The organism is Nitrosococcus wardiae (genome assembly GCF_004421105.1).
In the GTDB taxonomy this organism is placed as follows: domain Bacteria; phylum Pseudomonadota; class Gammaproteobacteria; order Nitrosococcales; family Nitrosococcaceae; genus Nitrosococcus; species Nitrosococcus wardiae.
Window position 1 is genome coordinate 1,166,639 of the sequence record NZ_CP038033.1, and the last position, 16,817, is coordinate 1,183,455.

The 16,817-nt window shown below is 50.7% G+C and carries 19 protein-coding genes and 2 pseudogenes; 8 read left to right on the forward strand and 13 right to left on the reverse strand.

Features of this window, described 5'->3' with window-relative positions:
- Window positions 1-88: 88 nt before the first annotated feature.
- Together E3U44_RS05695 and E3U44_RS05700 are read right to left on the reverse strand one after the other, a co-directional pair.
- Complete coding sequence (locus E3U44_RS05695) at window positions 89-937, reverse strand: P-loop NTPase family protein (protein WP_134357078.1); 849 nt, start codon at window positions 935-937, stop codon at window positions 89-91.
- A gap of 11 nt (window positions 938-948) precedes the next feature.
- Window positions 949-1,314, reverse strand: coding sequence for a TraK family protein (locus E3U44_RS05700; RefSeq protein ID WP_134357079.1), 366 nt, complete (start codon window positions 1,312-1,314; stop codon window positions 949-951).
- Between the two features lie 554 nt (window positions 1,315-1,868).
- Here E3U44_RS05700 and E3U44_RS05705 point away from each other — a divergent pair.
- Window positions 1,869-2,501 carry an FkbM family methyltransferase gene (locus E3U44_RS05705; protein WP_166805000.1) on the forward strand — a complete coding sequence of 211 codons (633 nt, stop codon included), beginning with the start codon at window positions 1,869-1,871 and terminating at the stop codon, window positions 2,499-2,501.
- Window positions 2,453-3,295, forward strand: coding sequence for a transposase (locus E3U44_RS05710; RefSeq protein WP_134357082.1), 843 nt, complete (start codon window positions 2,453-2,455; stop codon window positions 3,293-3,295). The genes E3U44_RS05705 and E3U44_RS05710 overlap by 49 nt, the downstream gene beginning before the upstream one ends.
- A 76-nt stretch (window positions 3,296-3,371) precedes the next feature.
- Here E3U44_RS05710 and E3U44_RS05715 read toward each other — a convergent pair.
- From E3U44_RS05715 to E3U44_RS05730, 4 genes and pseudogenes are all read right to left on the reverse strand, one after another.
- A pseudogene (locus E3U44_RS05715) lies at window positions 3,372-3,989 on the reverse strand (FAD-binding domain-containing protein); the annotation flags it as partial.
- Between the two features lie 10 nt (window positions 3,990-3,999).
- Window positions 4,000-4,140 carry a deoxyribodipyrimidine photo-lyase gene (locus tag E3U44_RS05720; protein WP_134357084.1) on the reverse strand — a complete coding sequence of 47 codons (141 nt, stop codon included), beginning with the start codon at window positions 4,138-4,140 and terminating at the stop codon, window positions 4,000-4,002.
- Between the two features lie 8 nt (window positions 4,141-4,148).
- A pseudogene (locus E3U44_RS05725) lies at window positions 4,149-4,916 on the reverse strand (SDR family NAD(P)-dependent oxidoreductase).
- Window positions 4,917-5,073: 157 nt separating this feature from the next.
- Window positions 5,074-6,036 carry a MerR family transcriptional regulator gene (locus E3U44_RS05730; RefSeq protein WP_134357085.1) on the reverse strand — a complete coding sequence of 321 codons (963 nt, stop codon included), beginning with the start codon at window positions 6,034-6,036 and terminating at the stop codon, window positions 5,074-5,076.
- Window positions 6,037-6,434: 398 nt separating this feature from the next.
- Between E3U44_RS05730 and E3U44_RS05735 the strand changes: the two genes are divergently transcribed.
- From E3U44_RS05735 to E3U44_RS05750, 4 genes are all read left to right on the forward strand, one after another.
- Window positions 6,435-7,181, forward strand: a complete 747-nt coding sequence (locus E3U44_RS05735) for a HesA/MoeB/ThiF family protein (RefSeq protein ID WP_134357087.1) — start codon at window positions 6,435-6,437, stop codon at window positions 7,179-7,181.
- 23 nt (window positions 7,182-7,204) lie between these two features.
- On the forward strand, window positions 7,205-7,609 hold the full coding sequence (locus E3U44_RS05740; protein ID WP_134357088.1) for a M67 family metallopeptidase: 405 nt from the start codon (window positions 7,205-7,207) through the stop codon (window positions 7,607-7,609).
- A 67-nt stretch (window positions 7,610-7,676) separates the two neighbouring features.
- Window positions 7,677-9,014 (forward strand): metalloprotease PmbA, encoded by a 1,338-nt coding sequence (gene pmbA, locus E3U44_RS05745; protein WP_166805001.1) that lies wholly within the window; start codon window positions 7,677-7,679, stop codon window positions 9,012-9,014.
- A gap of 245 nt (window positions 9,015-9,259) precedes the next feature.
- The gene (locus E3U44_RS05750; RefSeq protein ID WP_206054905.1) at window positions 9,260-9,577 is read left to right on the forward strand and encodes a hypothetical protein; all 318 of its coding nucleotides are present in this window, start codon (window positions 9,260-9,262) and stop codon (window positions 9,575-9,577) included.
- A 114-nt stretch (window positions 9,578-9,691) separates the two neighbouring features.
- Here E3U44_RS05750 and E3U44_RS05755 read toward each other — a convergent pair whose 3' ends face one another.
- Entirely contained in the window at window positions 9,692-10,699 is a 1,008-nt protein-coding gene (locus E3U44_RS05755) for a potassium channel family protein (RefSeq protein ID WP_134357089.1), read from the reverse strand.
- On the opposite strand from E3U44_RS05755, the gene E3U44_RS05760 reads away from it, so the two are divergent.
- Window positions 10,694-10,930 carry a PQQ-dependent sugar dehydrogenase gene (locus E3U44_RS05760; RefSeq protein ID WP_134357091.1) on the forward strand — a complete coding sequence of 79 codons (237 nt, stop codon included), beginning with the start codon at window positions 10,694-10,696 and terminating at the stop codon, window positions 10,928-10,930. The two genes, E3U44_RS05755 and E3U44_RS05760, sit on opposite strands and share 6 nt — an antisense overlap.
- Here the strand turns inward: E3U44_RS05760 and E3U44_RS05765 are convergent.
- Together E3U44_RS05765 and E3U44_RS05770 are read right to left on the reverse strand one after the other, a co-directional pair.
- Window positions 10,919-12,088, reverse strand: coding sequence for a zinc-dependent alcohol dehydrogenase (locus tag E3U44_RS05765; RefSeq protein WP_134357092.1), 1,170 nt, complete (start codon window positions 12,086-12,088; stop codon window positions 10,919-10,921). The two genes, E3U44_RS05760 and E3U44_RS05765, sit on opposite strands and share 12 nt — an antisense overlap.
- A 20-nt stretch (window positions 12,089-12,108) precedes the next feature.
- Window positions 12,109-12,861, reverse strand: coding sequence for a YgaP-like transmembrane domain (locus tag E3U44_RS05770; protein ID WP_134357093.1), 753 nt, complete (start codon window positions 12,859-12,861; stop codon window positions 12,109-12,111).
- A gap of 303 nt (window positions 12,862-13,164) precedes the next feature.
- Between E3U44_RS05770 and E3U44_RS05775 the strand changes: the two genes are divergently transcribed.
- Window positions 13,165-13,467: a hypothetical protein gene (locus E3U44_RS05775; RefSeq protein WP_134357095.1), complete on the forward strand. Its 303-nt coding sequence runs from the start codon at window positions 13,165-13,167 to the stop codon at window positions 13,465-13,467.
- Here E3U44_RS05775 and E3U44_RS05780 read toward each other — a convergent pair.
- From E3U44_RS05780 to E3U44_RS05795, 4 genes are all read right to left on the reverse strand, one after another.
- A complete protein-coding gene (locus E3U44_RS05780) occupies window positions 13,464-14,675 on the reverse strand; it encodes a hypothetical protein (protein WP_134357096.1) in 1,212 nt (403 codons plus the stop codon). The genes E3U44_RS05775 and E3U44_RS05780 overlap by 4 nt on opposite strands.
- Window positions 14,672-15,241, reverse strand: coding sequence for an alpha/beta fold hydrolase (locus E3U44_RS05785; RefSeq protein ID WP_134357097.1), 570 nt, complete (start codon window positions 15,239-15,241; stop codon window positions 14,672-14,674). Before E3U44_RS05785 ends, E3U44_RS05780 begins: the two co-directional genes overlap by 4 nt.
- Before the next feature lie 139 nt (window positions 15,242-15,380).
- Window positions 15,381-16,088 (reverse strand): metallophosphoesterase family protein, encoded by a 708-nt coding sequence (locus E3U44_RS05790; RefSeq protein WP_134357099.1) that lies wholly within the window; start codon window positions 16,086-16,088, stop codon window positions 15,381-15,383.
- A 21-nt stretch (window positions 16,089-16,109) separates the two neighbouring features.
- Window positions 16,110-16,331 carry a hypothetical protein gene (locus E3U44_RS05795; protein WP_134357100.1) on the reverse strand — a complete coding sequence of 74 codons (222 nt, stop codon included), beginning with the start codon at window positions 16,329-16,331 and terminating at the stop codon, window positions 16,110-16,112.
- Between the last annotated feature and the right edge of the window lie 486 nt (window positions 16,332-16,817).

Below are 16,817 nucleotides of genomic sequence, written 5' to 3' on the forward strand. Positions count from 1 at the left end.
GGCTTAGCAGCCAACCTAGATGACTCGCCTTAGTCGGGCATTATGGGTTGGCTGCAAGAGCCTAAGGTTTCTTTTCCCTTCCTTCTAATCAAGTTTTAGAGGCACTGCTCGGTTTTTTCCGTTTTTTTGCCGCTTCGGCCGTTGCCGTCGCGGCTTTTGCCGCAGGCTTTGCCGTGGCGGGTTTTGCAGCTATAGGCTTTTCCTTTTCTGGCACCCCTAATACCCGGTCCATTTGCTCAAACAGAGACTTTTTCATTATTTTGAGGCGGTGTTTGGACATGAGTTTAAAGTGCTCGGACTCAATTGCCTGATTAAAGGTCATCCGGTCTTCGAGCATTTGTTGCACGTCTTCCCCAAAGGTTGCCTGGTTATAGCGGTCAATCGTCACAATCCCCTTTACCCGTCCTTGGTGGTCCTGGAAAACTTTCATTTTCTCGAAAGTCTTGCCTTCTTTTTCAATAGGACCGAAATAGTGATTCAGCCATACCACCATTTCCGCTGAGGCTGGAAATTGGCTGGCGAGGGCATCAAAGCCGGAGAGGGTATCGAGCAGCGATTGACCGCCGGTGACTACCGGGTGAATGACGACCGAGTGGCCGAGAGCCTGGAGCATGTCTATTGCCTCGTTCTCCACCAGATAGGAGGACAGGGGGATAAAGCTGGACGCTCCATTATCGATGACTACTTCCGCATCCCGGTTTTCCGCGATGAGTTCCATGAGCCGATCAAATTCCCGCTCATCAATCGTGTTCTCTTTTAATAACTCTATCCGCTTGACCGAAAAAGCCGTATAACCGGAAAAAGTGGCATTTACCGGGTCGGTATCCACACAGATCAGGGGAACGTGATTTTCTTGGCGATGCTGGGCAATCAGCGCGGAGACCAGACTTTTGCCAACGCCGCCTTTTCCTTGCAGGGTAAAATGCGCTCGTGCCATGGGGTACTCTCCTAAATGAGATCTTCTTTGCTTTTGCCTCTCGCGTCAAACTTAAAGCGTTTGGTCAAGGATTTTTTAGCTGGTTTGACTGCTTTCTTGGGTTTGTTCAGGGGCGGTGAGGGCGGTTTTTCAGAAGGACGTGTCTGCTGTGGCTGCTCGCAGTCCTTGAGGTAACGGTTCACATATTCCATAAAGGTCCGATACTGGACTGGCATGGTTCCTTTCTCGTGCAGCAGCGCCCACACGGTTTTGGCCGGGTAGCCGTCTTTCAACGCCCGGGCGATCTCACGGCGTTGAGCTAAAAATGCTTGCCGCCCATCGCCCCGTTGGCCGCCACGGGCCTGAGTACGTTGTTTTAATTCGTCAGATAGGGCCATAGATCCCCCTTATCGCATCTATCCTCACTATCCCACACGCAACGTCACTTTACCACACTTTAACCGCACTGTAAGCACATTTTGACTCTCAACGGTTTTTCCCTTAGCCAGTAGGTTTGGGAGCGATATATTGGAGCACATTCACCAGGAGGACCTGGTTTTCTTACGCCAAAGTTATGGGAGGTTTATGCATAGGAAGAGTCCCCATCTTCCGCATTATATTATGTTGTTTCGTCTGTCTAATTTCGGTGGGGTGGGTTGGTCTTACTGGGTGTCGATTTTCAACTACCATTGACAATAGTGGGTCATGTAATCTGTTCATTGGTATCTAGAGCCTCTAAACTTAGTTGTGTTCTTCTTTTGGAGTCCCCCTTCCGCCCCCTTGCTCTGGCCTGGCAGGTTCGGCGAGCAGGTAACATGTACTGAGAGATACCTCGTTTGATCCGTTTCGATAGATTCTGGCTCCCAGCCCGGCTGAAGCCCACTATATCTATCAAGAAATTTTTGAAGAGGACTGCTATCTGGGCTCTCTCGACCCTCTGCCGGAAAAGCCCGTGGTCCTGGATGTAGGAGCCAATATAGGGCTCTTTGCCTGGCGCGTGCTTCGTACTTACCCGCAAGCTCGGATCTTCTGCTTTGAGCCAGCTCCTCCTACCTTTGAGATTCTGAAGAAGAACCTGCAAGGTCAGTCGGTAGAAATGTTTCTGGAGGGAGTTGCTGACTTCGATGGGGAGGGAGAGTTGAGTTACTACCCCTTAGTGCCAGGAAACTCTACCCTTCACCCTCGTCAGTTGGATTCCGAACTAATGGATAAGATGTTTGTAGCGTTCCGAGCAGTTGAGAGCCGTTGGTGGGCACGCCTCATCGGTCGTCCTTTATTCCGAGCGCTGGTTAGAAAAGTGTGGGATCGGCCCCAGCATATGAATATTTCCATACGACGATTATCGACCTTTCTTGCGGAGCGTCCAGAACTTGATGTAGACCTGCTGAAAGTGGATGTTGAACGTGCTGAATGGCAGGTGCTTTGCGGTATCGAGGGGTCCCATTGGCCACGAATTCAGCAATTGGCTATTGAAGGAATTTTAGGGTCAGGTCTTGTTGGCTGCTTTTTGTTAAATTTTGTGGTAATGTTTGTCTTATGGCTCGTCCTTTACGTATTGAATTTTCTGGTGCGCTCTATCATGTGACCTCCCGGGGTGACAGGAAGGAAGATATCTATCAGGATGATGCTGATCGAAAAATATATCTTGGTGTCCTGGGGGAGGTATGTGAGCGGTTCAATTGGGTCCTGCATGCCTATTGCTTGATGGATAACCATTATCACCTCTTGGTCGAGACGCCCGATGGCAACCTGGCCAAGGGGATGCGCCACCTTAACGGTGTCTACACTCAGCGCTTTAATGCCAGGCACAAACGGGTAGGGCATGTTTTTCAGGGGCGCTATAAAGCCATTCTTGTGCAAAAAAAAGCTTATTTATTAGAACTGGCGCGCTACATCGTGCTTAATCCCGTTCGTGCTCGGAAGGCGCGAAGCGCAAAGGACTGGCCCTGGAGCAGTTATCGGGCTACTGCAGGGCTGGGAAAAGGGCCGATGTGGCTGCACAGTAAGTGGATATTATCAGCTTTTTCCCGGCGCAAGGGAGAGGCGATAAAACGTTACCGGGCTTTTGTTTCCGAGGGGAAGAATCAACCCAGTCCCTGGGAGCAACTTAAGAATCAAATCTATTTAGGGTCGGCGTCCTTTGTGGAGAAGATGCAGCGGCAGCTGGACTCTGAACAGGATTTGAGCGAAATCCCCTCAGCCCAAAGACGGCCGGTGGCGAAACCCTTAGAGTACTTTTCCAAAAAGTATCATGATAGGGATACCGCTATTGTGCAGGCATACGCTAGTGGTGGGTACAGTATGAAGGAAATTGGTGCACACTTTGGCCTTCACTATTCGCGTATTAGTCGCATCATCAGGGCTGCCGATAAAACATAATTTTGGGTATTTGCTACTTGTGGGAAAGATAGCTTATCTTTGAACTTAAATTGCCGTCTGTGCATACCTGCGGATTTTAGGTTATCATGTGTAGTAAAGCACAAATCAAGACTTGACCCCTAACATTTCCGGGGAGTGGATAATATCCACTGGAACTCCCGGGGGTTGAGAGGGGTTGCCTCGCCTCTTTCCAAGGTTCATGGATATGTTGTTTGGAGATTTTCCGGAGTTCAGGAACCCATTGTTGTACGTATTTCCCTTCAGGATTAAATTTTTTACCCTGGAGCACCGGGTTGAAAACACGGAAGTAGGGGGCGGCATCGGCCCCACATCCCGCCACCCATTGCCAGCCTAGGGTGTTATTGGCCAGGTCGGCATCGACTAGGGTTTCCCAGAACCAACGCTCCCCCTCTTGCCACGGGATTTGCAAATTTTTGGTCAGCAAGGAGGCGGCAATCATCCGCACCCGGTTATGCATCCAACCGGTTTGCCATAGCTCTCGCATCCCCGCGTCCACCAGGGGAATGCCTGTTCTGCCTTGTTACCAGGCGGTTAGGGCTTCAGCATAGTCTTCGGCCCAGGGAAAATGGGTAAAACCCTCGTGTAAGGGTTTCTCTGGTGTTTTCGGGAAGTGGTAGAGCAAGTGGTAGGCAAACTCCCGCCAGCCAAGCTGCCGGAGGTAGGCTTGGCCGCCGGCAGTAAGTTCAGCTCACCTGTCCATTTGAGTCTGGATCTGGATAGACAGGGATCACTTGTCCCCCTAGCGCGCAGGCCGCAGCTAAGGCCGGATTATCGCCTAATCGCAAGTCGCGGCGGAACCAGACCAAAGCAGTAGGCTGAGCCATGGGGATTGCTAACGGACTAAGGGTCGGGAAGCAGAAAAGCCGCCGTCCACGGGTAAAATTTGGCCGGTGATCCACTGGGCTTCATCGGAGAGCAGCCAGGCCATGGCAGCAGCGGCATCTTCGGTGCTGCCATAGCGGCCCAGAGGATATTGGGCAGCGATTTGCGCTTCCGCTTTCCCCCCCATGAATAACCGCTCCGTGGCGGGACTACGCAGAAGTCCGGGGGCGATGGCGTTGACCCGAATGCCGTGGCTGGCATAAGTGGTCGCGGCAGAGCGAGCCAATCCCTCTACTGCCGCTTTAGCTGCGGCAATGGCCTCATGGTTAACCACCCCAATGCGGGCTGCTACAGAGCTGACGAGCACCGCTGTGCCTCCCTGTTTATGGTGCAGGCAAGCTGAATCCAAGCCTTCAGGGTGTAAAAAGCGCTATCCAGATTGGCGGCAAGGCAGGCCCGATATTGCTCCTCCGGGGGTCGATGTAGGGGGATAATCAGGGTGCTGCCTGCGCAATGGGCGAGGGCTTCAGGGGGGGTGACCCCAGCATTCGACGCATTCGGTGATGATTTGTTCAGCGCCCTGGGCAGTGGAGACATCTCCGGTGAGGTATAATGCCGTTCCACCCCTATCGAGGCTTTGGAGACGATCCGAATCACGGGAAACAAGGGCAAGTTGCCAACCTTTACCGCTCAGACGTTCTTCAAGGCTATGTCCGAGTCCGCCGGCTGCGCCTGTAATGAGCGCGGTTTTAGTCAGTGGGCACCTCCTTTTAGTCAAAGTACCCCGGTGTAAGTGCTGGGCTTATTTAGCAAAATTATTTTCCGTCTGTAAAAAATGGAACTGTTAGGAACCTCCTGGTTTCTTGGCTTGATGCTATCGTTTAGACACCTGTGCATATCTCTTTAGAGCAAGCGGTTTAATTTGTTTGTGGGGACTAATCCTGATGCACCAATTGGGTATTGAGTTTTTCCAGCAGGGGTTGAAAATCCATAGGCAGTGGAATGGCCCCTTGGGCGCTAATCTCATATTCAAAACGAGCTGCGGTTTGCCCCATAATAAATAGGGGTATTGAAAGTTTTTGTACAAGTTCGGGTAACTCTGATTCGATGATATGGGGCGTGGGAGCGACGTTCCCTTGCAGCACTACCCCCTGGAATCTTGCTTTACTGGCGGCTTGGGCAATCTGGGTTAAGGGGATGTTCTCCCCCAGTAGAAGCGCCCGGTAGTTGTGGCTGACAATAACAAAAGTATTAATCAGCAATTCCATTTCATTATGGTCATTGGGCAAACAGGCAAAAAGAAGCCTGGGACCAGAATTGCGTGGATTTTGCTGCTGAATTCGTGCACCTAACCGGTATTTCAGGTAATTTTTGAAGAAACCTTCTTCGGCGGCTCCGAGTTCTAGGCGTTCCCGGTCTTGGCGCAGTTTGTCCAGGGTAGGCTGAAGCAACCGCCGTAACGTGAGTTCAGTAGGGTAGAGGGAAAAAGTATTATGATAGATGGCGTCAATAGCGTTTTCATTGAAGTAGTGAATGGCCTCTAGTAATGCTTCCGCTTGCTCTTTCCAAGTAGTCGTGGCCATTGCCTCTCCCATTTCACTGGTAGCCTCCGGTTTTTCTAGCAAAGGGCGAATTTGGCTAATCGCAAGACCCGAGCTCAGGAGGGTGATAATGCGGTGGACGAGGTTGATGTCCGCTTCGGAATAAAGACGATGTCCTTTGGGAGTACGGCGAGGTTTGATGAGGCCATAACGGCGTTCCCAGGCGCGAAGTGTCACCGGATTGGCCCCCGTGCGTAGGGCTACCTCGCGAATGGGGTAGAGGGCTTCTGGGGTTTCCTCCTGGAACTTGGGAGGAGGTATTGGCGGGTTTTTGGGGTCTGGACTGTGATCTGCCATGATAATAAATATTGTTGTATAAGTTTTGTACAATAATAGACAACAATTATCTGGAGCTCAACTAGGAATATAAAGGGGAACTTATTCATTTTCATTCTCGCCTGCTCCGATGCCCACGGGAGGTAGCCTATAATCCTGGAAACGGCAGTTGAGCGCTTGGAAGCACAGGAGAGGTGCTATGAATGGTGACTTTCTAGCCGCTGATCTGCTTTCCCATTGAGGTGACGCGGCTACGTGCCCGATTGCACGACTGGCGGCTGGTTGGGGAGGTTGCTCCTCTTTGTGGGGGGGGCACGGTGCCGTCGCGTCGTGGCCCTACTACTTGGCACGTCCCACTGCCGTTCTAGGATTATGCTAGTATCTCACCCGAAAGCTTCAGGCACATTATCGGTGGCAATATGAATGATCAGCAGCTTTTACGTTATAGCCGTCAGATTTTGCTGCCTCAGATTGATCTTGCAGGCCAGCGAAAACTGCTTAATGCCCGGGTCTTAGTGATCGGGGTCGGCGGTTTAGGTTCACCGGTCGCCTTATATCTTGCTGGAGCGGGGGTAGGGCAGTTGACTCTTGTGGATCCTGACCAGGTAGAACTCTCCAATTTACAGCGACAAATTCTGCACGATAGCGAAGCTATTGGCTTACCTAAAGTAGAATCAGCCCGTCGTCGCCTCCAAGGTTTGAACCCGGAGGTGGAGGTGCGAGTAGTGGCTGATCGGCTGGAGGGTGAGGACTTAGAGGCAGCAGTTGCTCAGGCAGATGTGGTAGTGGATGGAAGTGATAATTTTGCCACCCGGTTTGCCGTAAATATCGCCTGCGTTCAGAGAGGGCGGCCATTGGTTTCGGGTGCTGCCATCCGCATGGAAGGGCAGGTGGCGGTGTTTGATAGCCGGCGACCAGACGGAGCCTGCTACCACTGCCTCTTTCGTGAAGGAGAAGAAAGCGAAGAGACCTGTTCCCAAACGGGAGTAATCGCGCCCTTGTTGGGTATGATTGGGAGTGTTCAAGCCATGGAAACTCTCAAGCTGCTGTTGGGTATAGGCCAAAGCCTGCAGGATCGATTGTTGTTGCTCGATGCCTTGGAGATGCGTTGGCGTGAGATCCGGATTCGCAGGGATCCCCAATGCCCTATCTGTAATGATTTCTAAGATAGATCACAGGAGTTAGCCAAATGACAGAAGTAATGCTTCCGCGAACTATGGTTAACCAACTGCTGCATCAAGCACAAGCGAGTTCCCGGCGGGAAATCTGTGGATTAATTGGTGCCCGTAATGGCATTCCCTCTAACTGCTATCCGATAAACAATATTGCTTCCGACCCGCAACGGCAGTTTTTCATGGACCCGCAAGGCCAGATCGAGGCTATGCGTCGTATGCGCGAGGGGGGGGAGGAGTTATTTGGCATCTACCACTCCCATCCCGAGACTCCCCCCTTGCCTTCAAAAAGTGATCTGGCCCAGGCAGCTTATCCGGATGCTTTGTATCTCATTATTTCCCTGAATACGAAAGGGGTGCTGGAGATGCGGGGCTTTCGGTTACAGGGGGAAGCCTATAAGGAAATTGAACTCCAGTTGTAATTTACCTTAGCGTGGACATGCCAATGGCGATACTTCCCCTGCCGAGAATTTGGCACCAGGAGAGTTCATGAGTTTGCCCGAGAATAGAGAGCCGGCTACTTTGAAGCAAATGGCGGAAGAGGTGCTGGATGAAGCCCAGACACTTGGGGCGACAGCGGCCGAGGTGGAGATTGGTGCGCAAATTGGTCTTTCGGTAAGCGTTCGCCTAGGCGAGGTAGAAACAGTAGCGCACCACAATGATAAGCGGCTTAGCGTGACGCTCTACTTCGGCCACCGAAAAGGCTCGGCAAGCACTTCTGACTTGCGCGCTGTAGCTCTGAAAGAGACGGTTCGTGAGGCAGCCTGTATTGCCCGCTATACTGCTCCTGATGCTTGCGCGGGATTAGCCGAACCCGAGCTGATGGCTCGGGAAATCCCGGATCTGGATCTCTGCCATCCTTGGGCATTGAGTGTGGAAGAGGCCATTGCCGTGGCTCGTCGCTGCGAGGAGGCGGGCCGTGGCTTTGACAATCGGATCGTCACCTCGGAGGGAGCGGATCTCTCTACTCGGGAGGGCTATCGGGTGTATGCCAATAGCCATGGCTTTTTGGGGGGGTATGCCAGCACTCGACATAGTTTGAGTTGCGCCCTGGTGGCCCGGACTGAAGCAGGAATGCAGCGGGATTACTGGTACACCACGGCCCGGGACTGGAGAGAACTGGAGTCTGCCGAAGCGGTGGGTACCAAAGCGGCTCAACGTACGGTAGCCCGCCTTAACCCGCGGCGCTTGCCGACGGGCATTGTGCCGGTGCTGTTTGCCGCGGAAGTGGCGTCCCGTTTGTTTGCCCATTTCGTTGCCGCAATTCGGGGTGGGGCTCTGTATCGCCGGTCCTCTTTTCTCCTTGACCATCTGGGCAAGCAAGTTTTTCCTTCTTTTCTCCACATTCACGAACAGCCTCACTTGCATAAGGCGCTGGGTAGTGCCGCCTTTGACAATGAGGGAGTGGCTACCCAAGCCCGGGATATCGTGATTGGCGGTGTGCTTCAAGGCTATGTTCTAGGCAGCTATGAGGCACGGAAACTGGGAATGAAAACGACTGGGAATGCCGGTGGGGTTCATAACCTTATCATCGATTCTGGCCAGCGGGATCAGCCTGCTCTCCTCAAGCAAATGAACCGTGGCTTCCTGGTGACCGAGTTAATGGGCATGGGGGTTAATTTAGTGACTGGTGATTATTCCCATGGGGCGGCCGGCTTTTGGGTAGAAAATGGTGAGATTCAGTTCCCGGTGAGCGAAATTACTCTCGCGAGCAATTTGCGGGATATGTTCTTGGGGATAGAGGACGTGGGTACGGATGTGGAAAAGCGGGGCAATATTCGCACCGGTTCCGTTTTAATCCAAGGGATGATGGTAGCCGGTAAATAGAGAAGCATTCTATCTCGGGCACCTGATAGCGCTTGCTTTTGCCGTTACTCTTCAGAGTCATTCAGCCAAAACTGCTCCAGTGTAGGATTGATTTCTTGGATTTTTGGCAGCTTCTTCGCTAGCCTTATAAGGGTTAGTTTTCTAGCAGCTTTTTCGCTCGGTATGCGACATTGATTGGATAGCTCACCCCCCTGGGAAGCAGTAGATTGCGGCAGCTCATTGGCTTTAGCAAGAGGGACAGCATTATGGCACGTTCAAAGACATCAGGCTCGCAGAAGAGTATGGTCCTGACAGACCATGAGAAGATTAAGAAGTGGGCTGAAGAGCGAGGGGGTACCCCCGCTCGGGTCAAAGGTACGGGAGACACCGATGACGTGGGGATGATTCGCATTGATTTTCCCGGCTACAGCGGCGAGCAGTCGCTTGAGGGCATCTCTTGGGAGCAGTGGTTTGATAAGTTCGAGGAAAGAGAGCTTGCGTTAGTGATCGAGAAGCAATCACCAGAGGGAGATAAGAGCCGGTTCAATAAACTTATCAGTCGCCATAACCCTGCGGTAAGTTGATTTTCAGGTTTGATTTTATTGGCCCCCTAGGGGCTCCCTAATATAAACACCACAACGCGCTGTTTTATAAAGGAAGCAGTATAGGATACTGTATTACAAACAGATGTGCTGCTTTCAAATGTGAGTATGGGGTTGCTGTTTGAGCCAGGACCAACCTGTTTCTTGTATCAGCGCCAGCCAAAGGGCGCGACGCTTTTCTAACTGGGCTAAATTGCATTGAAACTGCTTTTGAGTGATTACGGGCATGCCGTGATCGGCTAGGATAGAAAGATTCGGTGAAGGTGGAATTTTCTGGGGGTGCTTGAGCGCGTAAGCGCGTGCCATAACCTGTAGGCAACTCGACAGCAATTGACGAGTAGGATGAAGCAAGCCGTGTGGGAAGCATTGTTCCCCTTCTTTGAGGCCATAGGCAAGAATAGTAAGCACTTCGTCCAATGCCGCTAGGCGCAGGCTGATAACCTCGGAGGAGTTAGAAGCATTAAAATAGTTCAGCACCGGGTAAGTGACATAGTGTTGCTTCAAGGTGGCCAATTCGGGCATCAACGTAGTCAGATGCTGCTCCAAGGTGGACCAGTCTCGTCCATTCCAAGTATTGGCTAGGATGGCTTGTGGCGTGCTACCGAGGCTGAAAAGTGTCAGTGCCACCATCCTTTTGTGCGCAGCCGCTTGCACCACCGGGACTAGATAGGTAATGGTAAAAGTTATCAGGAATAGTCCGCTGAGGGAAGCGATAGCGGTCAGCACTTGCCAGAAGCTACCTTGGGGGACATAGTCGCCTGTTCCGAGGGTAAAAATAGTGAAGCCGGTAAAGTAAACGCGGGCCCCGAAATCGGCGGGCAGGCGAGTCTGGCTGTTGATAACAGCTTCAGTACTCCCCCAAAAGACGAGTAGCCAGCCAAGCCACAGAAGACAAATCCAGATAGCAATAACGGCTAATACAATTTGAATTCCAAAAAATGAGAGTAAACGATGGGGTATAGGGTGACTGCGCAGAAGGTGCCAGAGCAGTTGTGTGATGCGGTTCGTTAAGGGCCCGCCTCCTTCGCCCAGAGTGGTCCAAAAAATTTCGAAAACCAAGCATAAAAGTATCAGCAGACCTGAGATAAAACTGATCCAGTGCATAATAGCCTCTCGTGTCCAGAATGGAAGGGCGATCTGTTTGTGGCCAATCTTCGCGGCCAATCACTGCTTCGCTTGAAATTGGGCGACGAGGGGGAAGTCACTGAAGAGGAATTTCTGTTGAAGAATAAATTTGGCCGCCTCCGGGATGTGGCTGCTGCTCCTGATGGCTCTTTCTTGGTGCTTTCTGATAGTGGCCAGCTTATCCAGTTAAAAGGTGGTCTAAGGCCGTAATACCACCTTAATACATTCCTGCTGTTTGTTTCTAAAGATCTCATAGGCGTCAGGAGCCTCATCCAAGTTTAGCTGATGAGTAATCACAAAGGAGGGATCGAGGTCTCCTTGCTCGATATGCTCAAGCAATTTAGGCAGGTACCGTTGTACATGGGTTTGGCCCATCTTCAGGGTTAGTGCTTTATTAAAAGCTGCACCCATAGGCAGCTTGTCTATGACGCCACCATAGACGCCAGGGATGGAAACTGTTCCGCCTTTGCGGCAGGCCTGGATGGTTTCGCGCAGGGCAGTGGGTCGATCCGTTTGCAGACGTACAGCCTGTTTGGCCTTATCATACCAGCCAACAATGCCGAAGCCGTGAGATTCTAAACCTACCGCATCAATACAGGCATCAGGTCCGAGTCCACCCGTCATGTCTTTAAGCGCCGTTAGGACATCGTTTTCTTCATAATTAAGCACCTCCGCCTTGCCCTGGGTTCTGGCCATTTCCAGGCGCTCCGGAAAACGATCGATAGCGATGACACGGCTGGCACCGAGCAGATAGGCGCTCACAATTGCAAATTGGCCTACTGGGCCGCAGCCCCAGACTGCTATGGTATCGCCAGGACGAATGGTACAGTTTTCAGCGGCTTGATAACCGGTAGGAAAAATATCCGAAAGGAACAGAACCTGCTCATCGGTTAGGCCTTCAGGAATCTTGATGGGACCGATATCCGCAAAGGGGACGCGCACATATTCGGCCTGACCACCGGCATAGCCACCAAGCATATGGGAATAGCCAAATAGCCCGGCCGGTGAATAACCAAATAGCTTTTCAGCCATATAGGCATTAGGATTGGAGTTGTCGCACAGAGAGTATTCACTGTGGGTGCAGAAGTAGCAATTCCCGCAGGAGATGGTAAAAGGGACAACTACCCGATCCCCAGGTTTAAGATTATTAACCTTAGCTCCCACCTCGACCACCTCGCCCATACACTCATGGCCGAGAATATCACCTTTTTCCATAGTGGGAATGTAGCCGTCATACAAGTGCAGATCCGAACCGCAGATAGCCGTTAAAGTGATTTTAAGGATGGCATCTCGGGGATTTAGAATTTTTGGATCAGGCACCGTCTCAATTCGTACATCATGGGAACTGTACCAGCAAAGTGCTCTCATTAGGGTGCTCCTTAATGGCTTTAGAGGTTACCGCCCTGGGGCTGTCCTTCGGTGGTGGGTATCTCGCCGGTTTCCATCAGGCTTTTGAAACGGCGTATATCTTCTTTGATTACTTGTGAGGTGATGGGGTTGAGCAGTCGTGCCAGGGCAGTACCAATTACACTTGCAGGAGGGCGATATATAATATTTATATGCACTTCAGTACCGCGTCCACCCGGTGCATCCTGGAAGCGGATAATGCCCGCATTGTTTACATCGGCGTCCGGCAGCGATTGCCAGGCTATAAGTTCATTTTCCCGTACCTCGATAATCTCTGCATCCCATTCGAGGGTGGTGAGGCCCTTAGGCGCACGGGCTACCCAATGGGAGTATTTATCTGTGGTGGTGGTTACAGATTGAAGGTGGTGCATCACCTGGGGTAGATTTTCCAGATGATTCCAGAATTCGTAGACTTCGGCGCGTGGTTTATTAATAGTAAGTGTTTCGTGAATTTCAATGGGAGAAATCTTTTCTTCCGGTTCAGAGGTGTCGATATTTAACGACTGGTAAGCGGGGCAATGGCCGGTGATCCCTCGATAAATCAGTGCGCCGCCCATCAGTGTCAACAAAATTCCGCCTTTACTCCGGGCTTGCAAGCCTTTGTATGCCAGAAATCCTCCGCCAAACGTAGAGAGTAGGCGCTCCGTTTGGCCCACATTCACAGCACTCGATTCTTCAACCGGTACTCTTATCGCGTGGGAGGAAGCTGGAGTGTAGGTTGAACTGATTGTCATGATGGATCTCCCAATAGGATAAGTATCTCAGTGAAGGTTTTGACGTACTCCTAAAACACTTCATATTTTATTCATAGGTACTGACATGACAGGGACTTTGGAAGAGCGTCTATGGCAGATCTTTAGAACAGGGTCCCCTTCTTTAATTTAGAATTAAGAGTTCTTTTACAGCTATTACAATAAGGGTTATCCCTAAGTTATCCTTAAAAAGCAAATAAAACCTAGAAAAACGCCTAAAATTGCTTGGAAACACGAAATGAAAGAGATCAAATGCAAAGTGGGTAGTAAGAGGAATGGGGTAGCATGGAAATGATAGGAACCTTTATTTGGACTTTGATCATGCTAGGCGCAGCAGTCTATGCCCAATATCGTATACCCTTTCATACCGCCAATGCTGCTCAGAGTTGGGTAACGCGTCTAATCCTAGGAGTGATTGGCGTGGGGATAGGAATTATTTCGGTAGACCGTTACCAAGAAGCGGAAGGGATTTTTCCTCTTTTAGCTTTTCTTAACGGTTTTGGCGCAGTCCATGTGCCGGCCGCCTTTATTTTGTTCATCAAGCGCCAACGTGGGGAAGGGCTTAGGAAAAAAGACAGCCAACCTTAAATTTCCTCATCTACGTAGGTCACATGACGAAAATAACGCTGGCCTTCAAAGGATGCGCCCAGTGAACCCATCAGTATCCCTAATGAGGCGATAAATCCGGCAAGTACTAAATAATGCTGGAGGTAAATATGGCCCTCCAGGGAAGCGACCCATCCTTGGAGGAGAGTTGGGTTATAGAAAACCATGCCTAAAAATAGCGCTAATGAAAATAACATGAGGTAAGTGGTCATCATACCCAATACCACAACGATGGTAATCGCAACATTTGTAATCACCGCCTGCTCAGTTAACCTTCGCTTGCTACGGCGCAACAATAACCGTTGTCGTTTTAGAATAAAAAGGCTTGTGCCAATCAAGGCCACAAAGGAGAGTCCAGCGACCAGAGGCGGCGGTTGACTCATTCCTAGTTCCCATACTTCGGCGGTAATTATCAGGATCAGTAAAGTGGAAAGGGCTGCCGCCGTTAAGCGGCTTAAGCGAAAAGGAAATTCCCAAGGTTTGGCTTGAATAACAGCGTTGGCAATATCGCCGCTACTATTCCAGAGGACTTTAAGATAGAACAGTGAGGGCCGAGTTTTGCTTGCCTGAGATTGTTCCTCCAAGCGAATGTCGGCCACCTCCGAGAAGGCCTCCGCAAGCTGATCTTGTTCTTTTTGCGAGTAGCTATTCATCTGGTCCAGATCGTCAATGGCTTGAGGGGGATACATAAATCCTTGGGGATCATTTTCATGGGGAAGATCATTTAAATCACCTAATAGGTGCATCCCCAGGGCGAAGATCTGCTGAGCCATTAAGGCGTTATCTTTATCCGCAGTCGACTGAAAGGAGAGCCGCGCAGTAGAAAGTACGGCGACACTGACTGCCCGGGAGGAGATGGCCAGAGCATAGGGTTTGTAATAGCTTTTTAAATCAGCGCGGGTGACCACAAAGGCATAGTCCCAGTGCCGGATTTCCCGTTCATGTATGCCTTTTTGTAATAAGTCTGCCGGTGCCTCCAGCGTGTCTTGAGGGGGTTCTGCTCGCTTGATAACGGGCATCCGCCACTCAAATTGAGGAAATTGATACTGCAGATATTGCAGCATTCGAGTCCGCCCTTGAGAAATGGAGTCCTCTTCCACGGGCTCTAGCGGATTGATAATAAGCCATCCCAATTCAATGAGGTGAGCCTTATGTTCACCGTCAGCGCTATGCTGGAAGTCGTGGGTCATCTAAAAAATCCTGCTGCAAGAATTCGTTGCCACAAGTGCTTCCAGGTAGGCCAATTGTGCCCACCTGAAGCGATGAAAACCTGTTCTCTAGGAAGAATTTCCGCTAATAAGCGATTGCTTGGTGCGAATTTATCGTTTTCCCCAAAGCCTAGGTAAAGGCGCGGTAGTGCAGTGTGTGGGTTTAGATAACCCTGCAACCATTGCCATAAGTGCCGCTGATAATCACCGGGCTGAACGGCTGTTGGCTTCCAATTTGCAACACCGCCTGCCTTGCGGATCTCGCGTACCAGTGATGAATTACCGAGAAAAGGCGCGAGCACAACCATACCGCTTATCGCCTCAGGGTGCTCACGGGCATAGAGAAGAGAGCCGAGTCCGCCGAGAGAAATACCTATGAGCCAAATTCGGGTATAACCGGTATTTCGAGCATTTTCCACCACATCCGTATGGAGTTGGTTTACCAGCAGACGGCGGGTATAGTATCCAAGGTGTGCATCGACCTCCCAGGCATCCACCGGGAGGCCGGTTTTCCAAGCAGTTTTAAAGAGGAGTTGCCAGGATCCCATTCAGTCGCCTCTCTTAACATAACGGCGATTTAGGAAAAGCGAGATAATCCTGAGTGCATTTCTCACCTGGGTGAAGCGGCTACCCACCCCTGACGAAAGTCCAATCCAGAAGAAGTATGCCAAGATAAACTGGAGAGTTTTATACTTCAACCAGCCGGTAGGGTTGATCGGGAAAGTGCTTAGCCATGAGAGGATAGGCGACATTGTATACGGGAACACCTGCTGCTGTTTTAGCAGCAGGTGTTCCATGGTGAGCGTGGCCGTGGAAGACAGCATCGACCTGGAAATTATCAATCGGATGGGACAGGCGTGAGCAACCGAGAAAAGGAAAGATTTCCGGCGGCTCGCCTATCACTGTGTCTGGAATTGGCGCATAATGGAGCACGACGATTTTCCGATCGGTTTCCAAATTGGAGAGCATGCCTTCCAAGTGGAGGGCGTCATCCACGGTTACTTGAACAAAGCGTTTAATGTCGAGCTCCCCGAAAGGGGTCAAAATATAGCGGCCGAATCCGCCCATAAACCCTTTAAGGCCTACAAAACCGATGTTTCCATGGATGAAGGATTCCTCGTCGAGGAGGCTAATATGGGCAGATTTGAGAATGTCTCGGAGTTCATCTGCTGCATTACTTTCGTAATCATGGTTTCCAAGGACGGCAACTACGGGAATCTGGCAGCCAGCTAGCTCCTCTACCACCACTTTAGCCTCAGCAGGCGTCCCGTGGTTAGTCAGATCTCCAGCAAGCACCAGGACATCGGCCTGTTCCGAAATCTGGGAAAAAAGTAGCTGCATTGTTCCTCGGCGATGCTCGTCTAGGTGAATATCCCCTATGGCAGCAACTCGCAATGGTTTTCTCCTCTTTAATTTTTAGGCAAGATAGCCCCATTCACGTTGGTCAATCTCATATTGAGAGTGGCTCAAAAGCGGCCCTCGGCAGACTTTACGATAGGGCAATGGCATTTTCATCAGCTGCTTATAGCGATCAAGCAATTCCGTGATTAGCCAGCCGGGGACAATATCCCGGTCTGTTGGATAAACGAACTGAAAATTGACTAATGCAGACAAAAGAAGCTGCCAATGTTGTTCCATATGTTGCGATAGACGTTTCCAGTCCTTGCCTTAACAGCAAATGATTAACCTCCGCTCCGTCAAAGCGGTATCGGTCCTGTACATAAAGTTTAGACCAAATCAGTTCCTCGACTCGGATACAGCTCACTTCAATACCATAGAGTTTTGTTCGGGGCGTACGCTCAAACCAGTTATCATTGACTGGCGTCAGTCCACTAGCTGCACTGTGAATAATTATGCTCTTGCAGTTTAACCAACGTATCGCGATAAAAGCGCTCAGATGGCGCAAGTTGCGATTGCTCGGTCATGGGTTTTAGCTTCCTAATCATTCGTGGAACTCATTTTATCTTAGCAAGTGGCAGAGTTAAGGCAATAAGGGGGCTCAAAGTCGGCGAGTCATTAAACCCCTGCCGTACAGCAAAATCTAGCCTACTTCGGCAGTGGTAATCGGCGAAGCATGCTTGTTTCATAGTAGCAAGCTGCTAGTCTTACTTGAAATAAAGCATT

Coding starts and splice junctions, on each gene's coding strand:
- pmbA (WP_166805001.1), top strand. CDS start 7,677: ATGAGTTTGCCCGAGAATAGAGAGCCGGCTACTTTGAAGCAAATGGCG.
- E3U44_RS05795 (WP_134357100.1), bottom strand. CDS start 16,331: ATGGAACAACATTGGCAGCTTCTTTTGTCTGCATTAGTCAATTTTCAG.
- E3U44_RS05740 (WP_134357088.1), top strand. CDS start 7,205: ATGACAGAAGTAATGCTTCCGCGAACTATGGTTAACCAACTGCTGCAT.
- E3U44_RS05785 (WP_134357097.1), bottom strand. CDS start 15,241: ATGGGATCCTGGCAACTCCTCTTTAAAACTGCTTGGAAAACCGGCCTC.
- E3U44_RS05710 (WP_134357082.1), top strand. CDS start 2,453: ATGGCTCGTCCTTTACGTATTGAATTTTCTGGTGCGCTCTATCATGTG.
- E3U44_RS05780 (WP_134357096.1), bottom strand. CDS start 14,675: ATGACCCACGACTTCCAGCATAGCGCTGACGGTGAACATAAGGCTCAC.
- E3U44_RS05750 (WP_206054905.1), top strand. CDS start 9,260: ATGGCACGTTCAAAGACATCAGGCTCGCAGAAGAGTATGGTCCTGACA.
- E3U44_RS05735 (WP_134357087.1), top strand. CDS start 6,435: ATGAATGATCAGCAGCTTTTACGTTATAGCCGTCAGATTTTGCTGCCT.
- E3U44_RS05765 (WP_134357092.1), bottom strand. CDS start 12,088: ATGAGAGCACTTTGCTGGTACAGTTCCCATGATGTACGAATTGAGACG.
- E3U44_RS05720 (WP_134357084.1), bottom strand. CDS start 4,140: ATGGCTCAGCCTACTGCTTTGGTCTGGTTCCGCCGCGACTTGCGATTA.
- E3U44_RS05695 (WP_134357078.1), bottom strand. CDS start 937: ATGGCACGAGCGCATTTTACCCTGCAAGGAAAAGGCGGCGTTGGCAAA.
- E3U44_RS05755 (WP_134357089.1), bottom strand. CDS start 10,699: ATGCACTGGATCAGTTTTATCTCAGGTCTGCTGATACTTTTATGCTTG.
- E3U44_RS05700 (WP_134357079.1), bottom strand. CDS start 1,314: ATGGCCCTATCTGACGAATTAAAACAACGTACTCAGGCCCGTGGCGGC.
- E3U44_RS05770 (WP_134357093.1), bottom strand. CDS start 12,861: ATGACAATCAGTTCAACCTACACTCCAGCTTCCTCCCACGCGATAAGA.
- E3U44_RS05730 (WP_134357085.1), bottom strand. CDS start 6,036: ATGGCAGATCACAGTCCAGACCCCAAAAACCCGCCAATACCTCCTCCC.
- E3U44_RS05775 (WP_134357095.1), top strand. CDS start 13,165: ATGGAAATGATAGGAACCTTTATTTGGACTTTGATCATGCTAGGCGCA.